A 21,313-nucleotide genomic window follows, 5' to 3' on the forward strand; every position below is an offset into this window, starting at 1 on the left:
AATATCCACGAGAGAGTGAGAGCAATTCATCTCTCGCTCCGCAGCGTCGAGTTGCTGTCACATTTCGTGAACTCCCGCCTCGGCCACAAGGCTGATCCGCGGGGCCTCGACCGCGGGTTACGCTGCGTTCCAATTCACCTGTGCGAACCGAAGGATCAGCACGTGTCGTCGAAGAACAGTCGCCTCAGAATTGCTCTCCTGGCTGTCGTCGTGGGCCTGGCCGGTCTCGCCGCGGCGGGACCCGCCGCGGCGGCCACCCCACAGCACACCGCCGCGGCGGTGTCGTCCGTACCCGCCGAGCCCGTACTCGTCGACTTCGTGGACCTGCCCACGGCCCCCCTCGTGGCCGACGGCGAGCAGCACGAGTTCACGGTCACCTACCGCAACGCATCGTCGGCGGACCAGACCGTCGCCCCGCAGCTCCTGGTGGAGTCGCCGGACGCGGGACCGTTCCTCGAGCCCTCGGACATCACCGTCGAGCGGCGCACCCCGGGCGGCTGCTGGAAGGCCGTCGAGCTCGGAAGCCAGACCGGCACGCTGTACACGGACCTCGCGACCGCCCAGCGCACCCTGCACGCGGGCGACAGCCTCACCGCCGTCTACCGCGTCACGGTCACCGACCCGGAGGCCGAGGGCACGGTGCACCCGAGGGTGGCCCTGTACGGCTGAGCCCGACGCCCGGCATCCGATCACCCTGCACAGCAAGAAGGCCCGGGTCCGAGACCCGGGCCTTCTTGTGGTGTTGGACGTGCTTGGACGTGCTTGGACGTGCTTGGGGCGTCACGCCGCCGACAGGACCACGAAGCGGCCGATGCCGGCGAGGCCGGAGGCGCCGAGGTAGACGATCTGCTCGGTGAGCATCCCCGGGCGGCGACTGCACCAGGTGCAGGATGAATGTTGAAGCCGGGTCGGCTCGTACGGGGGCGCCGCCCCAGCACCGGCCCCTGACGCCGGCCCACCCCGCTTGCCCGCGGACGGGGAGTTGATGAAGCCGGGCCGGCGCCCTGAACCACGAACCGGCCCCGCAATCCGGGTACGGATGCGAGGCCGGTCGCGGTCTGCCGCTGCTGTTGCCGGTTCGGGGTCGTGGCTCAGAGGCCGAACTCCTGGGGGGAGACGCCCAGTACGGAGCAGGCCTCGCGGAGGATCTGCTCCTCGGCCGGCGCGACGTAGCCGTCCGCGCCCGCGACGACGAAGCCGGTCTGTACGACCGCCCTGGCCTCCGTCGGCTTCTTCGCGGCCTTGGCGATCTCCTGCATGGCCGCGGCCTTGCCCTGCTGGAAGTTGAGCGCCAGCTGGTCGACGTGCTTGTTGAAGCGCTGGCGCAGCTGTTCGGACGGGAAGTTCTGCAGGACGTCGTTGTTCAGGATCAGCGACTCCACGTGCTGCCGCTCGGCCGGGTCGACATGCCCGTCGGCGGCGGCGACCAGGGCGCACATGGCCATGCTGGCGTCACGGTAGGCGCCGCTCTTCAGCTCCGTCTTGAGGGACGTGAGCTGGGTCTTCAGGGTGCTGACCAGCTGAGCCCGCGATCCCCCGGCCGAACCCGAACCCGAACCCGGGCGCCCGTGTCCGCCGCCGGCGCTCCGTGTCCCCTGCGCCTGCTGCTGCAGACCCTTGGCCTGGTCCTTGATCCGATCCCACATCGCCATGCGTGCCACCTCGGCTTCAGCCCACGTCGTTCCGGTCGCGCGCGTGCGTTCCGCGCGTCCTTCTGCAACGCCCGTCGGCTCCCCGAAGTTCCATGGCTCCCTGCCGGGCGCCCGGCAGGGAGCCCGGCCCAACCGGTCCTTGACCAGGTAGCCGACCCGCTCGTGCCGCCGCCCAGCAGCTTCGCGGCGTACGACTGCCGGCGGGTCAGCGCAGGACGCCGAGGTGGTCGAGGCGGTCGCTCACACCGTTGCGGAGTTCGCCGAGCGTCGTGCCGGGCGGGGCCACCGTGGGTGTGGAGGAGGGCGGCTGGGTCTCGTCCGCGCAGGTCGTGCCCCGGGCCGGGACCTTCAGGTCCACCAGGTAGGCCGTGACCGCGTCCGTCGCACAGGCGCTCCTGCCGAAGGCGGTGTGACCCTCGGCCTTGAAGGTGAGCAGCGAGGCGTTGTCGAGCTCACGGGACAGGGCCACCGCGTCCTGGTACGGGGTGTCCGGGTCGCCGGTGGTGCCGAGGACGAGGATCGGCGCGGAGCCCTCCGCGCGGAAGGAGCCGTCGTAGCGGCTGACGTGTTCGCCGGTCCACTGGGTGCAGGCGGTGGCGTGCTGGTGGTCGTAGGTCGGCGGGCCGTACGCCATGGCCGGGCCGAGCAGTGGTGCCGCCTCGGCGAAGGCGGTGACGTTCCGCTTCAGCAGGGCCGGGTCACTCGGGTAGTCCTTGTCGACGCACTCGACCGCCACGTTCGGGCCCAGGAAGTCGAAGCTGGCCGGGGACGGCGGCCGCAGCAGGAAGGACGTGTTGTCGCGCTGCTGCGCCTTGCGCAGGGCCTCGCCGAGCGAGGGCCAGATGACCTTGCCCTCGTTGATGTTGAACATCAGGCGGTAGACGAGGGTGTAGCCGTTCGCCTGCCCGCCGTTGGCGGTCGGCACCGGATCGGCGTCCAGGTCGCTCTTGAGCTTCTCGAACGCCGCCCGCGGATCGCCGTCGCCGAACCCGCAGGTGGCCGGGTCGGCGGCGCACCAGCCGAGGAAGCGGTCCATGGCGCCGTCCAGGGCGAGGTACTGGGGCCGGTCATAGGCGTACGGCCGGTCGGCGTAGTGCACCGGGTCGTACGCCCCGTCGAGCGCGAGGGCGCGCACCCGCTCGGGGAACAGGGCGGCGTAGACGGTTCCTATGTAGGTGCCGAACGACCGCCCGTAGTACGTCAGTTGGTCCTCGCCGAGCGCCTGGCGCAGCAGGTCGATGTCCCGGGCGACGTACTCGGTGCCCACGTACGGCAGCAGGTCGCCCGCGTTGTCCTCGCACGCCTGGTCGAACTCGGCGGCCTGGCGTACGGCCGGTTCGAAGGCGTCCGGGCCGGGGGCGCCCTTGGCCTGCGTGACGGCCTGGGTGTACCGCTGGTCGTCCCAGCACTGCACCGCCGAGCTGCGCCCGACGCCGCGTACGTCGTACCCGAAGACGTCGAAGGAGTCACGCAGGGCGGCCGGCAGGCTCGCGTAGTTGCCGCGGACGAAGTCCACTCCCGAGTTGCCGGGGCCGCCGGGCTGCAGGAAGAGGGTGCCCTTGCGCTGCGCCGGGTCCGCGGCCTTCTTGCGGATCACCGCCAGGGTCATGGTGCGGCCCTGCGGTTCCCGGTAGTCCACCGGCACCGCAGCGTTCGCGCACTCGAAGCCGTCCTGGCAGTCGGACCAGGTCAGGGACGGTACCGGGGGCGCCCCCTGGGCGGCCTTCGGGTCGGTCTGGGCGGCCATCACCTGGACCCCCGTACCGGCGGCGGCCAGGGCGAGCGCGACGGCCCCGGCGATCCTGAAGCGCGCGAAGCCTCTCCGCGCCCGCGTAGTCACTGCGTGTTCCCCCTTGGGGCTGGTGCGATGCCAAGTACTCACTGGTCGAGGTGAGTTCGGCATGGCGGGTCGGGGACTGTCTAGCCGAACCCGAGGGGAAAGTGGGACACGAGTGGCGATGTGATCGCCCTTTTACGGGATCTCTCCACTACCCGGCGGTAGTTTCCGTGCCCGTGTCCGTCATCTCGGTGGCCTCGTCCGGGGCTGCAGCGCGGCCGACGAGGAGCCACCATGTCTCTGAGGGAGAGCCCTGGGAGCCCTGGGAGCCCTGGGAGCCCTGGGAGCCCTGAGTGCCCCGGGTGCCCTCGGGGAGAGAGGACGTATCCCATGCCTGAGCTGCCGGACGTCGAGGGATTCCGCGAGGTGCTCGAGAGCTGCGCGAAGGGCCGGGTCATCCGCCGCGTCGACGTCCGCGACGCCGGCGTCCTGCACGGGGTGAGCGCGCGGCGGCTGCGCGACGCGCTGGAGGGCCGGCGCTTCGGCCGGCCGGAGCGGCACGGGAAATGGCTGCTCGCCCGCACCGACGACGGCCCCACCCTCATGCTGCACTTCGGCATGACCGGCGCGCTGCTCTGCGACCGTCCCGACGACGAACCCGAACCCCACGACCGCGTCCTGTTCACCCTGGACGGCGGCCGCCGGCTCCGGTACCGCGACCAGCGCAAGCTCCGGGGCCTTTGGCTGGCCGACGACGACTCCGACGTCGCACGGCTGCTGGAGGGGCAGGGTCCCGACGCGATGGCGGTGGACCGCAAGGACTTCGAGGCGGCGCTCACTGCCCGCCGAGGCCGCGTCAAGACCGTCCTCACCGACCAGTCCGTCCTGGCCGGACTCGGCAATCTGCTCGCCGACGAGATCCTGTGGCGGGCCAAGCTGAACCCCACCGGCCGCGCGAACGACCTCACCGAGCCCGAACGCCGCCGCCTCTACACCCACATGCGCCGCACCCTGCGCTCCGCGGTCACCGCGGGCCGCGTCCCACCCCGCGACTCCTGGCTCACGGGCCACCGCGACGCCCCCGACCCCACCTGCCCCCGCTGCGGCACCCACCTACGCCGCTCCCGCCTGGCAAGCCGCACGACGGTGTGGTGCCCGCGCTGCCAGCCGGACGGTTCGTGAGACCTGGGCGCACCACGGGGCGGGCTCGGACCGCGGCCGACCCGCCCGCCCCGCGACCCCTGGCGCACCACCACCGTGACGCCCCCGACCGGACCTGCCCGCACTGCCTACCGGACGGCTCCTGATCCCTGGGCGGTACCCGGGGATCAGGCCGCCGCGGTCGGCTCGCCCGACCGGGAGCTCATCAGTGGCTGGATGCGGGTGCCGAAGTTCTCGAGGCCTTCGAGGAAGTCGTCGAACACCAGCATGATCCCCTTGGTGCCGGCGATCTCGGCGACTTCGTCGAGCATCTTCGCGACGGTCTTGTACGAGCCGACGAGCGTGCCCATGTTGAAGTTCACGGCGCCTTCGGGGAGCACGATGGTCCTCGCGGTGGAGGAGTCGTCGGCGGTCATGTCCGTGGCCGATTCCCCCGCCATGTACGCCAGCGCCGCGCGGTCGGCGTTGTCGTGGTAGTCCTTCCACTTCGCCTGGGCGGCCTCGTCGGTCTCGTCCGCGATGACCATGAAGAGGGAGAGCGCGCCGACGTCGCGGCCGGTCTTCTTCGCCGCGTCCACGAGCGTGGCCGTGGTGTCCGAGAGGGCGAGCGGGGTGTTCACGCCGCTGCCCAGGATGAAGTTGTACTCGGCGTGCTCGGCGGCGAACTTCATGCCGGTGTTGCTCTGGCCCGCGGCAACGATGTCAATGTGCCCGTTCGCCGGCCGCGGGGACAGCACGCAGTCGTCCATCTCGTAGAACTCGCCCTTGAAGTTGCTGACGCCCTCGCTCCACAGCTCCTTCATCACGGTGACGTACTCGACGGCACGGTCGTACCGGTTGCCGAAGTGCTCGTCGCCGGGCCACAGGCCCATCTGGGAGTACTCGCCGGGCGCCCAGCCGGTGACGATGTTGACGCCGAAGCGGCCGGGGGCGATGGAGTCGACGGTCACGGCCATGCGCGCGACGATCGCCGGCGGCAGCGCGAGGATCGGCGTGGAGGCGTACAGCTTGATCCGGTCGGTCACGGCGGCCAGGCCCGCCATCAGTGTGAACGACTCGAGGTTGTGGTCCCAGAACTCGGTCTCGCCGCCGAAGCCCTTGAGTTTGATCATCGACAGGGCGAAGTCGAGCCCGTGCTCCTCGGCCTTCCGCACGATGGCCTTGTTCAGCTCGAAGCTCGGCATGTACTGCGGAGAACTCTTGGAGATGAGCCAGCCGTTGTTGCCGATGGGGAGGAAGACGCCGATGTCCATGCCGCTCCTTGGCGGGTCGGGGCCGTGGTGTCACGCCGGACGGTCACGTGACGTCGGCGATCCAAGGTGGTCGAAGGTGATCCAAGATAACTCCGCCTGGTTTCCGGGCTGTTGATTCCCCGCGCGAGCAGTGGCCGGCCCCGGAGTGATAATCCTGCGAAGCACTGCTTCGGATGAGACGGGAACGGTTAGATACCGGGTATGAACGCACGGCTGGCCCTGCTCAGCACGGTGGACCCCGGTATCGCGGAAAGCGAGGTCTTCCGGCTGGCGCTCCAGCATGCGGTGGGCGAGCTCGGCGCCTTGGGGGGAACGATTCACCTCCGTGGCCCCATGTCCGCGCTGCGCCTGGGTGTCGGCGACCGGCCTGCCTCCCGTCCTGACGCGCTCCTGGGAGATCGTCGACCAGGAGGGCCCGCTGGCCCCGGCCCGCGCCCTGCACCGGGGCAGCGGCGTATGGGTGCCGCTGGAATCCGGCGAGCAGGCCGGCCCGGCCGGGTGGCCCGGCACCGGCCTGGCCGCCGTACCGGTGTTCAGCGGGGACCGCAGCATCGGCGCGCTCACCGTCCTGATGGGCGACAGCGGCGAGCCCACCCCCGGGCAGTGGGACTTCCTGCGGGCCGTCATCGCCTGGACCGAGGAGCGCATGGCCCAGGCGCCGCCGCCGTCCGGTCCCTCGCAGACGGAGCTGAGCGCCGACCGCCTGCGGCAGGCCCTGAAGGAGGTCAGCGTCGGCTCCTGGGACTGGAACATCCGCACCGGTGACCTGGTCTGGGACGAGGCGGCCCTGGAGCTCTACGGCACCAGGCCGCAGGACTACACCGGCAGGATCGAGAACTGGATGCGGATCGTCCACCCCGACGACCTGGCGCCGACCCTGGACGCGGCGGGGCGGGCGATCCGCGACCACGGCGTGTACGAGGCCGAGTACCGGGTGCGCAAACTGGACGGAACGTGGGGCTGGACCCAGGCCCGCGGCCGGGCGACGTACGACGAGCAGGGCGAGGCCGAGCGGATGATCGGCGTGGGGTGGGACAGCGACGAGCCCCGTTCCGCGCGTGACGCGCTCAGCCGGGCCCTGCGGCACATGAGCGACGGCTTCCTGGCCGTGGACGACGGGTGGCGGATCACCTTCGCCAACCTGGAGGCGGAACGCACGCTGGGCTTCTCCGAGGAGGAGCTCTTCGGACGCGTCCTGTGGGACCTGCCCTCCGCACGGCAGGTCCCCGGCCTGGAGAAGCGCTGCCGGCAGGCCGCGGCCGAGGACAAGCCCGCCGGCTTCGACGTGCACATGCCGGACACCGGCCGCCGCTACCACCTGCGGCTGGTTCCGGGTCCCGACGGCCGCACCCTCTACTTCACCGACGTCACCGAGAAACGGCGCCTGGCACAGGAGCGTGAGGCGTCCGAGAGCGCCGCGTCCGAGCGCGCGGCCCGGATCGCGGAGCTGACCGCGGCGCTCGCCAAGGCGACGACGTCACGGGACGTGGTGGAGGCGGTCGCCCAGCGGGTTCTGCCGCCGTTCGCCGCCGCCGGACTCCTGGTCCAGGCCGTCGAAGGCCGGCGGCTCCACAACGTCGGAGCCGTCGGCTACCCGGCCGACTTCCTCGACGCCGTCAACAGCGTCCGGTGGACGACGCACAACCCGGCCTGGGAGGCGATTGAGGCGGACGCGCCGCTGTTCCTGTCCTCGGTGCGGGAGTTCGCCGCGCGCTGGCCCGACCTGGCCCACCTGCTCGACCTCGGCGACAAGCAGGCCTGGGCCTTCCTGCCGCTGACCGCGTCCGGGCACACCTTCGGGGTGTGCGTGGTCTCCTTCGACCGGCCGCGCCGCCTCACCCACGACGAACGCACCCTGCTGACCACCATCAGCGCCCTCGTCGCCCAGGCCCTGGAACGGGCCCGGCTCTACGACGCCGAACACACCCGCTCCCGCGAACTCCAGCGCAGCCTGCTCCCCCGGGGCCTGCCCGACCTGCCCGCGTGCACCGCCGCCGCCCGCTACCTCCCCGCCGGACAGGGCATGGACGTGGGCGGCGACTGGTACGACATCATCCCGCTCTCCGGCGGCCAGGTCGCTCTCGTCGTCGGCGACGTCATGGGCCACGGCCTGCCCGAGGCGGCCACCATGGGCCGCCTGCGCACGGCCGTCCACACCCTGGCCGACCTCGAACTGCCCCCCGACGAGATCATGAGCCACCTCAACGACATCGTCGGCGGCATGGGCGAGGAGTCGTACGTCACCTGCCTGTACGCGCTCTACGACTCCACCACCCAGGTCTGCTCCATCGCCCGCGCCGGACACCCGCCGCCGGCCCTGGTCCACCCCGACGGCACCGTGCACTTCCCGGCCCTGGCCGCGGACCCGCCCCTGGGCGCGGCGGAACCACCGTTCGAGACGGTCGAGTTGCACGTTCCCGAGGGCAGCCTGCTCGTGCTCTACACCGACGGCCTGGTCGAGTCGTCGACACGCGAGATCGACGAGGGCATGGCGGACCTGGCCCGGCTCCTGCGCACGGCCCACGAGAACGGCACGGCCGCGGACCTGGAACAGCTCTGCGACACCCTCACCGCCGGCCTGCTCCCCGCCGAGCACCAGGCGGCCGACGACGCCGCGTTCCTCGTCGCCCGCCTGCACGCCCTGACCGGCGACCGGATCGCCTCCTGGCCGCTCCCCGAGGACCCCAAAGCGGCCGGCCAGGCCCGCCGCCACGTCCGCGAACAGCTCTCCGCCTGGGACCTGGACGACCTCACCCCCACCACGGAACTCCTGGCCAGCGAACTGGTCGGCAACGTCGTACGCCACGCCAAGGGCCCGGTCAGCCTCCGCCTGCTGTACGACGCCGACCTGATCTGCGAGGTCTTCGACGGCAGCCTGACGATGCCCCGCATCCGCCGCGCCACGGACACCGACGAGGGCGGCCGCGGCCTGCAACTCGTCACCGCACTCTCCCAACGCTGGGGCACCCGCTACACCCCGACCGGAAAATGCATCTGGACCGAACAGCCCCTGCCCGGCCCGACCGGCCGCCAGGACCACCCGTCCGACGACGCCCTGTCCCTGATGTTCCCGAAACTGCTCCCGGACACCGAGGAGTTCGACGGAGACCTGGACGCCCTGCCGTTCGGGGACGAGGACTTGTAGAACATAATCGCCTGCCATGGACGTGCTGATGCCCATGCTCATGATCCTGCTCGTGTTCGGGATGTTCGCCCTCGTCATCACCATGTTCGTACGCAACCGCAGGAGCGTGACGCGCGGCCTCCAGGGGAGAGCCGAGGCGATCCGGGTCGCCCAGGAGCGCGGCTGGAGCTACCAGGCGAACACGTACGGGCTGGTCGACCGGCTCTGCGGCATGGCTCCGCTGCCCAAGCGGGGCAGCAACCTGCACGGGCGGCACTACATCACCGGCGAGTTCCGGGGCCGCGCCTTCTGCGCCTTCGAATACACGACCGGCGCCGGCGGCGTCAACGACGACCCGGGCAACGACCAGGCCGTCTTCTGGACGGTGTTCGCGGTCACCGCGCCGGGCCCCGGACCCGAGCTGGTCGTGCGGCGGCCGCAGGCCCTCGACGGGATGACCCAGCGCGGGCGCCTGGTCGAGCTCGGCGTGCCGGAGTTCGACGAGACGTTCCGGGTGATCACGGACGACGAGGCGTTCGCCCGCACCGCCCTGACCGGCGAGGTGGTGCCCTTCCTGGCCGCGCACCCGCGAGCCGGGAAGGACGCCCCGGTCCGGCTGCACAACGACGAGCTGCTCACCTGGTACCAGGGCCGCCTCAGCCCGCAGGGCATCGACGAGCGGCTCGCCTATCTGTGCGACGTACTCGACCGGATCCCTCCGCGGGTCTGGTCGACCGTCTGAGATCTCAGCCGGGGATGGTCGGGTTCCACTCGTCCCGTGCCCACTTGGAGTCGCCGAGCGGGTAGTTGTACGCGGGCCGGCCCACGTTTCCGCTCGTCCGGAAGGGCTTGCCGTTGTCGTCGATGCGCAGGATGCCCTTCTGGTTGCCGCTGGACCACTCCAGGTCCAGGTACCAGCTCACGTTGTACGCCCGCGCGTTGGCGAAGATGTAGAAGACCTCGGGATCCGACTCACTCACCTTGTACGGGAAGTCGCGCTGACCGGCCTTGGGCGAGATCGCGGGCCGCCCGGCATCGAGGTCCACACCGAACGCCGCCGTCTCCACGCCGCCACCGCAGCCGACGCCCATCGCGAAGTCGTTCCACTTGAGCGGTGTGCTCTTCTCCACGATCCGCACATGGAGTTCGTCCAGGACGACGGTGGCCTTCCCGGTGCCCTGCACGGTCAGTTCGAGCATCTGCTGCCCGGCGGCGACCCCGCCGAACGCGGTGACCCACCCGCGCGCGTCCGGCTCAGGCGGCGGCGGGGGCACGTCCTCGGGTTCCCGGTCGAGCAGGTAGTGCTGGCTGCACGGCCCTTCCCACTTGTACGGATCGACGTCGACGGCGGGCGCGGTGGCCCCGTCCTCGACACCGCCGCCCTGGGCCGCCCCGGCCCCACCGCTCCGGGTGGCGGAGGCGGAGACGGAAGCCGTGGGACTGCCGCTGCGGGACGCGGACGGCGAGGGAGACTTGCCTTTCCCGTCGGCCGACTCGGAGGCGCCGGGACTTTCGTCGACGGACCGGGAGGCGGCGCCCGCGGGCTGCTTCGCGCCCTGGTCGTCACCGCTCGCGCCGGGCACGAGATTCACCACGAGCACGGCCGACACGACGGCGGCGGCCACGGCGGCGCCGACGAGGACGGCGGTACGCCGCCGTCGCGCCACGGGAGCCTCCGTCAGGGGCGGCCGCTCGATCTCGGGAACGGGCTCGGGAACGGGTTCGGGTTCGGGAACGGGCTCGGCCGCCGCTTCGGGCTCCGCCGCCGTACCTGCTCCGGTCTCGGGCTCCGCCTTCTGCCCCCGCCGGGCATCCGCGAGAACCCACCGCCGATGCAGTTCCACCAGTTCCTCGGGCGTCGCCTTGCACACGCGCGCGAACCGCTCCACGGGCGCGTAGTCCGTCGGTACGGCGTCCCCGTTGACGTACCGGTGAAGCGTGGACGTACTCGTGTGCAGCCGCTTCCCGAGCACCCCGTAACTGAGCCCGGATCGCTCCTTCAACTGGCCCAGCAGCTCCGAGAACTCGTCCCCCGCCACCATTCCTCCCTCTCTCACGTCCCGGACCTCCGTTCCAGGGGGAGGTCATTCCCCCAGGTCAGAGGTATTGCGAGCGTTCCAGCGTTCCGGATGCCCCGGCAGTCGTGGCGGCCGGGACGGATCACCGCACAAGCTTGGGCCATCCAAGCACGCCGCTCCCGGCACCCGGTCGAGCGGCCCATGCCAACACCCGTACCGCACCAGGGGGATCTCATGTCCACACGTACCCGCCGCACCCGCCGCTCCCGCATGCTCGTCGCCGCCGCGATCACGGCCGCCACGCTGACGCTGGCGGCATGCAACGGCGGAGAGGGCGTCCGCGACGAGGGGGCGTCGGCCGGATCCTCGTCCACGGCGGCGCCCACGGCCTCCACCACGCCTTCGCAGAAGGCGAGCGGGGGAACGTCCACCGGAGCGGGCCAGACCGACCAGACCGACCAGACCGGCTCTACCTCCAAGGGCTCGACGGGCGGCGCGGCCGGTTCGAGCGGCACGACGGGCTCGTCGAGCTCGAAGGGTTCCTCGGGTTCGTCGGGTTCCTCGGGTTCCACTGGTTCGGTCTCCGCGGGCTCGGACGACTCGGCGTCCGCCTCCGTCCCCTGCTCCAGCGCCTCCACCCGGATGGCCGCCACGGTGGTCGCCCGTCCGCTCAACCACCTTCTCCTCACCGTCACCAACACCGGCTCGAAGAACTGTGACCTGACCGGCTTCCCGGCCGTCCGGCTCGGGGCGGCCCAGTCCGTCCCGCCGGCCTTCGAGGACTCCAAGCCGCAGGCGGTGGTCACGCTGGCCCCCGGCGAGTCGGGCTACGCGAGCGTCCTTCTCTCGGCCGCGGACGGCAGCGGCTCCAATGGCTACACGGCCAAGTCCCTCGAGGTCTCCTACGGCGAGGGCGCGAGCGCCCGCCCGTCACTCCCCGCGAAGGGCGTGTACGTCGACGACTCGATCGGCGTCTCGTACTGGCAGTCGACCATGGCCGACGCCCTGGCCTGGTGACGTACCGGCTCACCGACGCGAGTCCGCGTACAGAGGCGCTCGGCAGGGAAACCCCGGCCGAGCGCCTGTCGTGGGAGGGGCTCAGTCGGAGGTGATGTCGACCGTGACCGAGCCATAGGCGTAGGCGTGCCGCGCGTCGCCGTAGTACTGGACGGTGTACTGGACATTGCCCTTGGCCTTCGGCCGGTCCGTGTAGCTGAACGTGCCGTCGGCGGCGACGGTCGCGGACCCGATCATCGTGCCCTCACCCGCCAGGGGGTCGTCGAGCCGCCAGATGTCGACGGTGCTTCCGGTGCCGAATCCCACGGGCGCCACGAGCTTCCCGGTGAGGGTGAGGTCCTGGTTCCGGGGCGACGAGGCGGGTGCCCGCACGGTGACGGTGGTGTCGACCTGCGGGTGGTTCAGGACCTGCAGCGACAGGGACGAGGAGCCGCTGTCCTCGGTGACCGCGAAGATCCGGCTGCCGTCCGGCGCCCAGGCCAGACCGCCGGACTGGAGGGTGTTGGTGGTGTAGGGGGACGACGCCGGGAAGTCCCAGGTGTGGAAGGCCGTGGAGTCGCCCTGCGGGAACAGGTACACGTCGGGCGAGGAGGCGCCGTCGATGCCCGCCGCGATCGTGCCGTCGGGGGCGATGGCCACGGAGTTGGGGTAGTGGCTGGTGGTGTAGCGGCCGTCGTCCGACAGGTCGGCGGTGCGGAACGCCTGGTGGTAATAGGGGTTGGCGCAGGCGACGACGACCCGCGCGGCGTCCGGCGTCAGGGCCAGGTCCTGGAGGCTCGCGCACCCGTCCGGCCCCGGATCGACGCGCCTGGCCTGTGCGTCGGCCCGGCCGGTGCTCACGTCGTACACCGCCAGGGAGGCGGCGTTGCCGTCGGACTCGGCGGCGACGAGGGTGTCCGGATCCTGCGGCGTGGCCGCGAGGTGCGGCGCGCCGCGGAACGTGTCGAGGCCCTGGTCCCGTGTGACGACCGGCTGCGCGCCGCTCAGGTCCAGGGAGCCGAGGGCGCCGTGCCAGGTGTCGGTGCTGTAGCCGAACCAGATCTTCCCGCCGGCGAGCGCGAGGGAGGTCGGGCCGGCGTAGGCGCCCGCACCGGTGCCGGTGTCGTACCGGGCGGTCTCCTGCAGCGTGGCGGTGTCGATCGCGGCGATCGCGCCGGCGTCGCGGAGAGCCACGTACAGCGTCCGGGAGTCGCTGGACAGCGCGACTCCCCAGGCACCGGCCTCCCCGCCGATCTGCTTCACGACCTGGCCCGTGTAGTCCGTCACCAGAACGCTGCCACCGAACGGGTCACTGAGGAACACCTGCTGATGAGCCGCGTCGACAGCCATGTCGCGATACGAGCTGATCGGCAGTGAGGTACTGGTGTCCGCGGCGGCCGTGGTCGTTCCGAGGCCGAGGAGCGAGAGGCTCAGGGCGGCGGAGAGTGCCGCTCTTTCGGCGAACTGTCTTATGCGCACGTGTCGGTCGCTTCCTTCGGTAGGCGTCTGCGGGTGAACTCCACGCCACTGTCTTGATCGACAAGCGGCACTCATCCAGCGCAGAGCCCCAACCAGACGTCACACACGGCGGGTTACGCCTCAGCTCGGCCTCAGCTCGGCCTCAGGATGATCGCCTGGCCGCCGGCGGGAGCCATGGCCACGTCCAGCGTGGTCTCCGAGGTGACGGTCTGCGTACCGACCACGACCGGGGTGCGGAACGGGCTGCTGCCCGGCGTGCCGTCGGCGTACACGGTCGCCGTGTACGTTCCGCCGCCCAGGAACGACAGCGGGATCGGCAGCGTCCGGGCCGTCTCGTCGGTCATCGCCCCGAGGTACCAGGTGGAGCCGTTCCGGCGGGCGACCGCCACGTACTCGCCGATCGATCCGGCCAGGGTCCTGCTCTCGTCCCAGGTGGTGGGGACGGCGTTGAACCAGGGCAGTCCGGGCCAGCTCGCCGGGTTGGCGTACTTGGACGGCTTGTCGTACCAGAAAAGGAAGTTGAGGGGCTGGTAGTACACCGCGGCCATCGCCATCTGGTGGGCGTTGGTCGTCTTGTTGCGCGACTGGCCGTAGCAGATGGTGTAGTCGATCGGGCCGCCGATGTTGCGGGCGAAGGGCAGCGTCACGTTGTGGGTGGCGGTCGGGAACTGCTCGTTGCCCCGGACGCCTTCCAGGCTGATGTAGTTCGGGTACGTGCGCTCGTAGCCGAACGGCCGCATGTCGTCGTGCATGTCGATCAGCAGCTCGTACTCGGCGGCCGTCCGCGCCCAGCCGGTGATCTGGTTCGTCATCGACTGGGTGCCTTCGTTGATGAAGCCGAGCTTGATGCCCGCGACGCCCCAGCTCTTGTAGAGGCCGAACAGCGCGTTCGCGTCGGACAGCGCGATCCGGTTGACGTAGAGGAAGACGCCGATGCCCTTGCTCGTGGCGTACGAGATGACGGACGGCAGGTCGATGGCGGCGATCGGGGTCGTCGCGTCGACGGTGGTGAACTCGGGGCCGTACCAGCCGGCGTCGTACTCGATGTAGTCGATGCCGCGGGCCACGGCGAAGTCGACGCCCACGAGGCCGGCGGCGGTGCTGAGCTCGCAGCGGAAGACCTTGCCGGGCTTGATCCAGGTGGTGTCGGTCAGGGCAGTGGGCGGGGCGAGGTTGAGCACCAGCTCGGCGTTGTCGACCAGTTCGGCGTGCGTGGCCCCGATCACCACCGCGCGCCACGGTGTGGCGAACGGGGCGGTGACCGTGGCGGTCGTCTCGACCGGGCCGCTGCCGCGGGCGGTGTGCTCCATCAGGAAGGCGGAGAGGGTGCCCGGCTGCCCGGGGACCGAACTGAGCATCAGACGGGGGAAGTTCAGGCGGGCGGACTCGCAGACGCAGGCGAGGTACCCGTTGGAGAGGGCGGCGGTCAGCGGCAGGTCGGTCAGCGGGCCCTGGTCCGTGCTCGACGTTCCGCTCGACGGGATCGCGTCGGGGGCGACCGGGAGGTACGCGTCCTCGTCGCGCGCGCTGTAGACGGTGGTGTCGTCCGGGAAGACGAACGTCGTCAGCTCGTCGGAGATGGTGACGGTGTCGGTCTCGGTGTCGGTGCCTGTGTCGAGCAGGACGTAGCGCAGGGCGACGCCGGTCTTGTAGGCGCGGATCCGGACGCCGAAGCGGATGCCCGAAGCGGTGTCCTGGAGCTTCCAGCGCTGCTCCTGGTACTGGTCGGTGACCGTCGCGTTGCGGCCGTACACCGGGGACCAGGTGGTACGGGTGGTCCCGTGCTGGTGCCCGAGCACCGTCACGTCGCTGCCGAGGACGGTCCCGTCGCTCAGCCTGAGGCCCAGGGCCGAGGTGTCGATCACGGTCTTGCCGTTGCGCTCGGCGGACCACTGGAGCGCCCCGTTCACCACCGACATGGTGATGGACGTACCGCCCATGCGCGCGGTCGCACGGACCACACCGGCCGGGGCGTCCGCCGCGTGGGCCGGCCGCGTGGCGACCAGCCCCACCGCCGCCGTCCCGGCGGTGACGGCCGCGCCCTTGAGTATTCCCCGACGGGACAACGCCCCCGCGCTGTCGCCGCTGTCCGTGCTGAGCTCTTCCCGGTCTCCTGCGGCTCTCATCGTGAAGGGACCTCCCCATTGAGGGTAATCAGGTAGTAACCGTTTACTCACCGACGCAGGGAACGTACGTGCTGAGCAAACCCGGGTCAAGATCCCGCGGCCCCTGAACTCGCAGGGTCGCAGACGGCGCGGGAACCTACTGAGGCCGTCGTGTATGCCGGCTGCGGCGCCGACGCACTGTGACGGCGCAGGCGAGCATGCCGAGGCCCCAGGCGATCAGAAGGGCGCCCCACAGGGGCATGGTCACCTCTGGGACGAGAAGGCGGATCTCCACGCTCTCGCGGTTCTCGAAGATGAAGACCAGAGCGATCGCGGTGATCAGAACGAACGGTGCGAGGCGGCGGACACCGGGGCGGGAAAGAAACGGCGTGTGCGCCTTGTGGTCTGAGCTGGTCTGAGCCATGGGGTGTCTCTCCATCGCGTTTCCCCTGCATCCAGCGTCCTCTGTCGGCGCGGGGTGCGCCACCGAAGGGGGCCGCGGGCGGGCGCGGCGGCTGGTCGTGCGACAGAGTGCGGCGACAGAGTCCGGCGACAGAGTCCGGCGAGCCGGCGTCGAGGCGCCCGCTCTTATGGGGAGGTACGCGGGCACCGACCGCAGGAGCGGGCTGGTTTCCCGTGCCGCGCGGTCAGCCGATGCACAGTACGAGCAGGCAGACCTGCGGCGGCGACGTCGTGGCCGGCGCGGTGCTCGCCGGCGACGTTCCCGACTCCGTGGAGTCGGAACCGCCGGTGGCGGCGGGCGCGGGCGTCTGCGCAGACGTCGAATCGGCCGTGTCGGTGCGGTCGGACACCGTTCCGTCCGAGGACGGGGCAGTGGTCTGCGGCTGAGGCTGCGACATTTCCGTCGTACGAGGCGGGGCAGCCGCGTCCGGCCGGGTGTTCGGCGGAGTGGTGGGGAGGGAGGCGGTGGCCTGCTGTCGGCCCGGGCGGTCGGACGCGGGCGACTGTGCGGGAGATGTGGGCGAGGAGCGCTGTATGTCGGGCTGTGTCGACGTCGGGCGGGCGTCCTGTGCCGCCTGTTCCTCGACGGCCCCCATGGCCGGGTCCTTCGGCGCCGTGGCCGCCTGTGTCCGGTCGCCGGACTGCCGGTCCATGGAGGCCAGGGTCAGTCCGCCGCCGATGAGCGCGACCGCGGTCGCGACCACGGCCTTGCGCTGGTTCTTCTTCCAGCGGGCACGCTGGCGACGCCGCGCGGCCCGCCCCTGCGGCGCGCTCGGCCCGCCCTCAGGACCGCCGGTCGGGTCGCTCTGCGGGACCTCGTCCATGCCGCCCCCGGCCGCCACCTCGTGACGCAGTCGGCCGTCGCGACCGTGCCACGCGCCGAAGGCCATGGGCTCCGATGCCGCTGCCGCACCCGTGGTCACGGAGGTCACCGTGGTGGCCGGGGCCGGGACGATGCGGCCGCCGGCGGTGGTCGGAGCGATGTCCGGGGCGTAGGCACCGCACCCGGGGCACACCAGGGCGCCGTTGAGATGCCGGCGGCATGTGGAGCAGTAGTCCATGTGCGGTCTTCCTGAGTTGACATGCCGTCGACCCACCGGGCCGCGGCCCGGTCACGTTCGTACGTGGGATCGAGCGGCCAGCACACAGTAGCGACGCTTCAGAAACGCTATGTGGAGGCTGTGCGGAACTCCTGCGGGGATTCCCGGGCTCGCGTGTAAGTGCCGTACGCGGCCGACCCGGCCCCGACCGCCGACCCGGCCCCGACCGCCGACCCGGTACGGCTCCGGGCTCGCGGGACCGTACCGGTGGCGTCCTCCTGCGGTGATACGCGATTCGGTGCGGTATGTGGGTCTTCGTACCCCGGCGCACGGGTACTCGGCGGCGTGCGCAACGACCGTCGACGACTCTCAGCGAGGAGGAGCCCGTGAGCACGGTGAAGGAAGCAGTAGACGTCGAGGTTCCCGTCCACACCGCCTACAACCAGTGGACGCAGTTCGAGGAGTTCCCGAACTTCATGGAGGGCGTCGAGGAGGTGCGCCAGCTCGACGAGCGGCACAACCACTGGAAGACCAAGATCGGGGGAGTGCAGCGCGAGTTCGACACGGAGATCGTCGACCAGCTGCCGGACGACCGGATCACGTGGCGGGTCGTCGAGGGCGATGTCCGGCAGCGGGGATCGGTCAGGTTCGAGCGGCTCGACGACACGCACACCCGGGTGGAACTGACCATGGACGTCGAGCCCTCCGGCATGGTCGAGAAGGGCGGGGACATGCTCGGCATGATCGATCGCCGGGTGAAGGGAGACCTGCACCGCTTCAAGGACTACATCGAAGGGCGCGGGGGAGAGACAGGCGCCTGGCGAGGACGGATCCGGCCCGAGAACCCCGGTTCGGCCCTCTGACACCCGAAGACGCCCCGGACCACGCAGGGGGTCCGGGGCGGAGGGCGGGGCGACGAGCCGCGGACCTGCCGCGCGGTGTGCTCAGTGGTCGTCGGTGATGGTGGTAGCGATGCCGTTGCTGATCTCGACCTCGGCGCTGAAGCCCTTCTTGGCGGCCGTCTCCAGTTCGGCCTCGGTGCACTCGATGCCGCCCTGGCCGCCCTCGCCCGTGTTCGTGTCGCCGCAGATGTCGCCGTAGCCCCAGATCTCGGTGTCCTCGGCGACGAGGAACTGCTGCTCGGTGCCCTTCATGTCGGAGACGGTGTACTTGCCCGGCGCCAGGTAGGAGACGTTGCCGAACCAGGTGCCGTTGACGCCCTTGCCCTCGTTGATGCCCTCGATGACAGTCTCGCGAGAGTCGGAGTCGGAGCCGGCGTCGGATCCGGTGTCCTGCTGAGGGGCGCGGCGCTCGGTCACCAGGGTCGCCGCGCCGTTCTTCATCTCCACGTCGGCGTTCACGGCACCCTTCTTGAGGGCCGCCTCCAGCTGGTCGGGTGTGCACGGCGCGTCCACCTTGGAGCCCGCCTCGCCGCATATCGTGCCGGCGCCGTAGACCTCGGTGTCGTCGGCGACCCAGAACTGCTGGTCCTCCTTGCCCGGTACGGACACGATGTACTTGCCCGGGGCGAGGTAGGTGACCTTGCCGTTCTTGAACGAGCCGCTGACGCCCTTGGAGTCCTTGGAGTCCGAGGCCTTCTCCGCGGCCGCCACCGGGCTTGCCGTGTCCGCCGGGCTCGTGCCGGACGAGCTGTCGGCGGTGCCGTTCTGGCAGGCCGTCATCAGCAGTCCGGCGGTGATCGCGGCAGCGGCGACGACGGCCTTGCGCAGGTGGCGGTTCATCACGGGAGGTTCCTTCCGAGGCAGGGGCAGTGGGGAGCCGGCGACGTTCCCCACCGGTTTCCCGCTCTGTGCTGACTATGAGGGGTCCGAGAGCCCGCAGGTCACGCCCGTCTTCCCTTCAGGACACCGCCGTGGCACAGCCGTGACACAGCAACACATCGGCTGTGGACGGCGGTTCGTCGATGCGCCGTCTTGAACCGCGACCGTCCCGGCGGAGCGCTCGTCTCAGTGCCGCCCGGCGCCCGGTCCCGGCGGCACCGGGGAGAGGCACTCACCGAGCGCGGCCACGGCGGCGGCCCCGTGTCCGGCCGCGAGCAGCGGCGTGCGGATGTCCTGTTCCAGGTCGGGCAGGTAGCCGAGGAGGACGTCGGCGGGCCCCTGGATCCGTACGCGGCCCAGCGCGGCCGGCAGCAGCAGGCTCCGGGCGCACCCGAGCCGCTCGGTACCCGGAGGCTGTTGCTGCTGGGCGGGCTTGGGCATGGGGAAATTCCCCTCTTTTCTTTCAGCTCTTTCATCGCGAAGGGCCGCGTCCATCGCGAAGGGCCGCGTCAAAGTGCGGCAAAGGGATGAGCGCCGGTGCGCCTGTCGTGCCGACCGGGGTACCCGGGGCGCCTGGCAGGAAACGAGCCGGCCCGGCAGGAACAAGCCCCGACGGCAGTCGTGCGACGCAAGGAGAGCCGATGGCCCCGCCCCGAAACCGTGCACAGGACGACCACCAGCAACCGGGCGGGCGCGCGCTGCTCGCCGACCCGCTGAGCAACAAGGGCGTCGCCTTCGCTCAGGAGGAGCGGGAGCGGCACGGCCTGGTGGGGATGCTGCCGCCCGCGGTGCTGTCCCTGGAGCTGCAGGCGCGCCGCGCCTGGGAACAGCTGCGGGCGCAGCCGGACGACCTGGCGAAGAACGTCTGCCTGGAACAGCTCCACGACCGCAACGAGGTCCTCTACTTCCGGCTGCTCACCGACCACCTCACCGAGCTGCTGCCGATCGTGTACGACCCGACCGTGGGCGAGGCGATCAAGCGCTACAGCCACGAGTACCGGCGCCCGCGCGGCGTCTACCTCTCCATCGACCGCCCCCAGGACATCCGCCCCGCCTTCCAGGCACTCGGCCTCGGCCCCGATGACGTCGACCTGGTGGTGGCGACCGATGCGGAGCAGCTTCTCGGCATCGGCGACTGGGGCGTCGGCGGCATGCAGATCTCGGTCGGAAAGCTGGCGGTGTACACCGCCGCCGCGGGCATCCACCCGGGACGTGCGGTACCGGTGATGCTCGACGTCGGCACCGGGAACCAGGCACTGCTCAACGACCCGCTGTACATCGGCAACCGGCACAGCAGGGTGCGCGGCGAGGCGTACGACGCGTTCGTCGCCGCCTTCGTGGAGGCGGTGGGCGAGCTGTTCCCGCAGGCGCTGCTCCACTGGGAGGACTTCGGCCCCGGCAACGGCCGCCGCATCCTCCAGCAGTACGGCGAGAAGATCTGCACGTTCAACGACGACATGCAGGGCACCGGCGCGATCACGCTGGCCTGCGTCATGAACGCGGTGCGGGTCACCGGTACGCCCATGCGGGACCAGCGGGTCGTGGTCTTCGGCGCCGGGACGGCGGGCGTGGGCATCGCCGACCAGCTGCGCGACGCGATGGTCCGCGACGGACTGGACCGGGAGGAGGCCACCCGCCGCATCTGGTGCGTGGACCGCCAGGGTCTGCTGCGACGCTCCACCGAGGGACTGCGCGACTACCAGCAGCCGTACGCACGTCCCGACGACGAGTGGCCCGACGACCGGCCGGCCGACCTGGCAGGCGTGGTGGACCATGTGCACCCGACCGTGCTGGTGGGAACCTCCACCCAGCACGGTGCCTTCACCGAGGACGTCGTGCGTTCCATGGCCCGCCACGTGGACCGACCGGTGGTGCTGCCGCTGTCCAATCCCACGGAGAAGATCGAGGCCATGCCCGCGGACGTGCTGCGGTGGACCGGCGGCAAGGCCCTGGTCGCCGTCGGCATCCCGGTTCCTCCGGTGGAGCTGGACGGCACCACCTATGTCATCGGCCAGGCCAACAACGCCCTTCTCTACCCGGGGCTGGGGCTCGGCGCCGTGGTGGCCCGCGCCGAGCGGATCACCGACGGCATGCTCCAGGCCGCGGCGGAAGCCGTCGCCGGCCTCGCCGACCTGTCGGAGCCCGGCGCCGCGCTGCTGCCGCAAGTGGAGAACCTGCGCACCTCGTCGGCCGTGGTCGCCACGGCCGTCGCCCGCCGCGCCGACGCGGAGGGCGTCGCCCGGGCCCGCCTCGACGACGTGATCCAGCAGACCCAGGACGCCATGTGGCAGCCGGAGTACGACTGACCGGACGAGGCGACGCCTGCGACACGAGAACCGAACTCGCGCCCGCGGCTTGGGAAGCGACGACGCGTGCATGGCGGAAGCGGCCAACTTTGACCTGGCGGCCCCGGTCCGGGCTCCGGCTCCGGCTCCCGGTCCCGGTCCGGCCTTGGCTCCGGCCCC

At 71.2% G+C, this 21,313-nt stretch carries 16 protein-coding genes and 1 pseudogene; 7 read left to right on the plus strand and 10 right to left on the minus strand.

Annotation, left to right across the window (positions count from 1 at the left end):
* The first annotated feature begins 162 nt into the window (after window positions 1-162).
* Window positions 163-669, plus strand: a complete 507-nt coding sequence (locus QFZ76_RS27135; protein ID WP_307676163.1) for a signal peptide protein — start codon at window positions 163-165, stop codon at window positions 667-669.
* 422 nt (window positions 670-1,091) lie between these two features.
* Here QFZ76_RS27135 and QFZ76_RS27140 read toward each other — a convergent pair whose 3' ends face one another.
* Together QFZ76_RS27140 and QFZ76_RS27145 are read right to left on the minus strand one after the other, a co-directional pair.
* Complete coding sequence (locus QFZ76_RS27140) at window positions 1,092-1,652, minus strand: tellurite resistance TerB family protein (protein WP_307676164.1); 561 nt, start codon at window positions 1,650-1,652, stop codon at window positions 1,092-1,094.
* Between the two features lie 205 nt (window positions 1,653-1,857).
* Window positions 1,858-3,399, minus strand: a complete 1,542-nt coding sequence (locus QFZ76_RS27145) for an alpha/beta hydrolase (RefSeq protein WP_373464539.1) — start codon at window positions 3,397-3,399, stop codon at window positions 1,858-1,860.
* Between the two features lie 420 nt (window positions 3,400-3,819).
* Here QFZ76_RS27145 and QFZ76_RS27150 point away from each other — a divergent pair, with 420 nt between their 5' ends.
* Window positions 3,820-4,611: an Fpg/Nei family DNA glycosylase gene (locus QFZ76_RS27150; protein ID WP_307676166.1), complete on the plus strand. Its 792-nt coding sequence runs from the start codon at window positions 3,820-3,822 to the stop codon at window positions 4,609-4,611.
* Window positions 4,612-4,757: 146 nt separating this feature from the next.
* Here QFZ76_RS27150 and rutA read toward each other — a convergent pair whose 3' ends face one another.
* The gene (rutA, locus tag QFZ76_RS27155) at window positions 4,758-5,843 is read right to left on the minus strand and encodes a pyrimidine utilization protein A (RefSeq protein ID WP_307676167.1); all 1,086 of its coding nucleotides are present in this window, start codon (window positions 5,841-5,843) and stop codon (window positions 4,758-4,760) included.
* Between the two features lie 201 nt (window positions 5,844-6,044).
* Between rutA and QFZ76_RS27160 the strand changes: the two are divergent.
* Both QFZ76_RS27160 and QFZ76_RS27165 read left to right on the plus strand, forming a co-directional pair.
* A pseudogene (locus tag QFZ76_RS27160) lies at window positions 6,045-8,988 on the plus strand (SpoIIE family protein phosphatase).
* 16 nt (window positions 8,989-9,004) lie between these two features.
* A complete protein-coding gene (locus QFZ76_RS27165) occupies window positions 9,005-9,709 on the plus strand; it encodes a hypothetical protein (protein ID WP_307676168.1) in 705 nt (234 codons plus the stop codon).
* 4 nt (window positions 9,710-9,713) lie between these two features.
* On the opposite strand, the gene QFZ76_RS27170 is transcribed toward QFZ76_RS27165, so the two are convergent.
* A complete protein-coding gene (locus tag QFZ76_RS27170; RefSeq protein WP_307676169.1) occupies window positions 9,714-11,024 on the minus strand; it encodes a helix-turn-helix transcriptional regulator in 1,311 nt (436 codons plus the stop codon).
* 195 nt (window positions 11,025-11,219) lie between these two features.
* On the opposite strand from QFZ76_RS27170, the gene QFZ76_RS27175 reads away from it, so the two are divergent.
* Window positions 11,220-12,002, plus strand: a complete 783-nt coding sequence (locus tag QFZ76_RS27175; protein WP_307676170.1) for a DUF4232 domain-containing protein — start codon at window positions 11,220-11,222, stop codon at window positions 12,000-12,002.
* Window positions 12,003-12,083: 81 nt separating this feature from the next.
* Here QFZ76_RS27175 and QFZ76_RS27180 read toward each other — a convergent pair whose 3' ends face one another.
* From QFZ76_RS27180 to QFZ76_RS27195, 4 genes are all read right to left on the minus strand, one after another.
* Window positions 12,084-13,460, minus strand: coding sequence for a hypothetical protein (locus tag QFZ76_RS27180; RefSeq protein ID WP_307676171.1), 1,377 nt, complete (start codon window positions 13,458-13,460; stop codon window positions 12,084-12,086).
* Between the two features lie 131 nt (window positions 13,461-13,591).
* A complete protein-coding gene (locus tag QFZ76_RS27185) occupies window positions 13,592-15,586 on the minus strand; it encodes a glycoside hydrolase family 97 protein (protein WP_307676172.1) in 1,995 nt (664 codons plus the stop codon).
* A gap of 136 nt (window positions 15,587-15,722) precedes the next feature.
* Window positions 15,723-15,989, minus strand: a complete 267-nt coding sequence (locus QFZ76_RS27190) for a hypothetical protein (RefSeq protein ID WP_307676173.1) — start codon at window positions 15,987-15,989, stop codon at window positions 15,723-15,725.
* A 223-nt stretch (window positions 15,990-16,212) separates the two neighbouring features.
* The gene (locus QFZ76_RS27195; RefSeq protein ID WP_307676174.1) at window positions 16,213-17,088 is read right to left on the minus strand and encodes a hypothetical protein; all 876 of its coding nucleotides are present in this window, start codon (window positions 17,086-17,088) and stop codon (window positions 16,213-16,215) included.
* A 365-nt stretch (window positions 17,089-17,453) separates the two neighbouring features.
* On the opposite strand from QFZ76_RS27195, the gene QFZ76_RS27200 reads away from it, so the two are divergent.
* Complete coding sequence (locus tag QFZ76_RS27200) at window positions 17,454-17,930, plus strand: SRPBCC family protein (RefSeq protein WP_307676175.1); 477 nt, start codon at window positions 17,454-17,456, stop codon at window positions 17,928-17,930.
* Window positions 17,931-18,011: 81 nt separating this feature from the next.
* Here QFZ76_RS27200 and QFZ76_RS27205 read toward each other — a convergent pair whose 3' ends face one another.
* Window positions 18,012-18,809, minus strand: a complete 798-nt coding sequence (locus QFZ76_RS27205; protein ID WP_307680143.1) for a hypothetical protein — start codon at window positions 18,807-18,809, stop codon at window positions 18,012-18,014.
* Window positions 18,810-19,034: 225 nt separating this feature from the next.
* Entirely contained in the window at window positions 19,035-19,289 is a 255-nt protein-coding gene (locus QFZ76_RS27210; RefSeq protein WP_307676176.1) for a hypothetical protein, read from the minus strand.
* Between the two features lie 200 nt (window positions 19,290-19,489).
* On the opposite strand from QFZ76_RS27210, the gene QFZ76_RS27215 reads away from it, so the two are divergent.
* Window positions 19,490-21,154, plus strand: a complete 1,665-nt coding sequence (locus tag QFZ76_RS27215; RefSeq protein WP_307676177.1) for an NAD-dependent malic enzyme — start codon at window positions 19,490-19,492, stop codon at window positions 21,152-21,154.
* The last annotated feature ends 159 nt before the right edge of the window (window positions 21,155-21,313 follow it).

This window comes from Streptomyces sp. V4I2 (assembly GCF_030817655.1).
GTDB classification, from domain to species: Bacteria; Actinomycetota; Actinomycetes; order Streptomycetales; family Streptomycetaceae; genus Streptomyces; species Streptomyces plumbiresistens.

Bases quoted from the DNA above. Each gene is read 5' to 3' on its own strand.
- QFZ76_RS27140 (WP_307676164.1), bottom strand. From the start codon at position 1,652: ATGGCGATGTGGGATCGGATCAAGGACCAGGCCAAGGGTCTGCAGCAG.
- QFZ76_RS27145 (WP_373464539.1), bottom strand. From the start codon at position 3,399: ATGGCCGCCCAGACCGACCCGAAGGCCGCCCAGGGGGCGCCCCCGGTA.
- QFZ76_RS27150 (WP_307676166.1), top strand. From the start codon at position 3,820: ATGCCTGAGCTGCCGGACGTCGAGGGATTCCGCGAGGTGCTCGAGAGC.
- rutA (WP_307676167.1), bottom strand. From the start codon at position 5,843: ATGGACATCGGCGTCTTCCTCCCCATCGGCAACAACGGCTGGCTCATC.
- QFZ76_RS27165 (WP_307676168.1), top strand. From the start codon at position 9,005: ATGGACGTGCTGATGCCCATGCTCATGATCCTGCTCGTGTTCGGGATG.
- QFZ76_RS27175 (WP_307676170.1), top strand. From the start codon at position 11,220: ATGTCCACACGTACCCGCCGCACCCGCCGCTCCCGCATGCTCGTCGCC.
- QFZ76_RS27185 (WP_307676172.1), bottom strand. From the start codon at position 15,586: ATGAGAGCCGCAGGAGACCGGGAAGAGCTCAGCACGGACAGCGGCGAC.
- QFZ76_RS27190 (WP_307676173.1), bottom strand. From the start codon at position 15,989: ATGGCTCAGACCAGCTCAGACCACAAGGCGCACACGCCGTTTCTTTCC.
- QFZ76_RS27195 (WP_307676174.1), bottom strand. From the start codon at position 17,088: ATGGACTACTGCTCCACATGCCGCCGGCATCTCAACGGCGCCCTGGTG.
- QFZ76_RS27205 (WP_307680143.1), bottom strand. From the start codon at position 18,809: ATGAACCGCCACCTGCGCAAGGCCGTCGTCGCCGCTGCCGCGATCACC.
- QFZ76_RS27210 (WP_307676176.1), bottom strand. From the start codon at position 19,289: ATGCCCAAGCCCGCCCAGCAGCAACAGCCTCCGGGTACCGAGCGGCTC.
- QFZ76_RS27215 (WP_307676177.1), top strand. From the start codon at position 19,490: ATGGCCCCGCCCCGAAACCGTGCACAGGACGACCACCAGCAACCGGGC.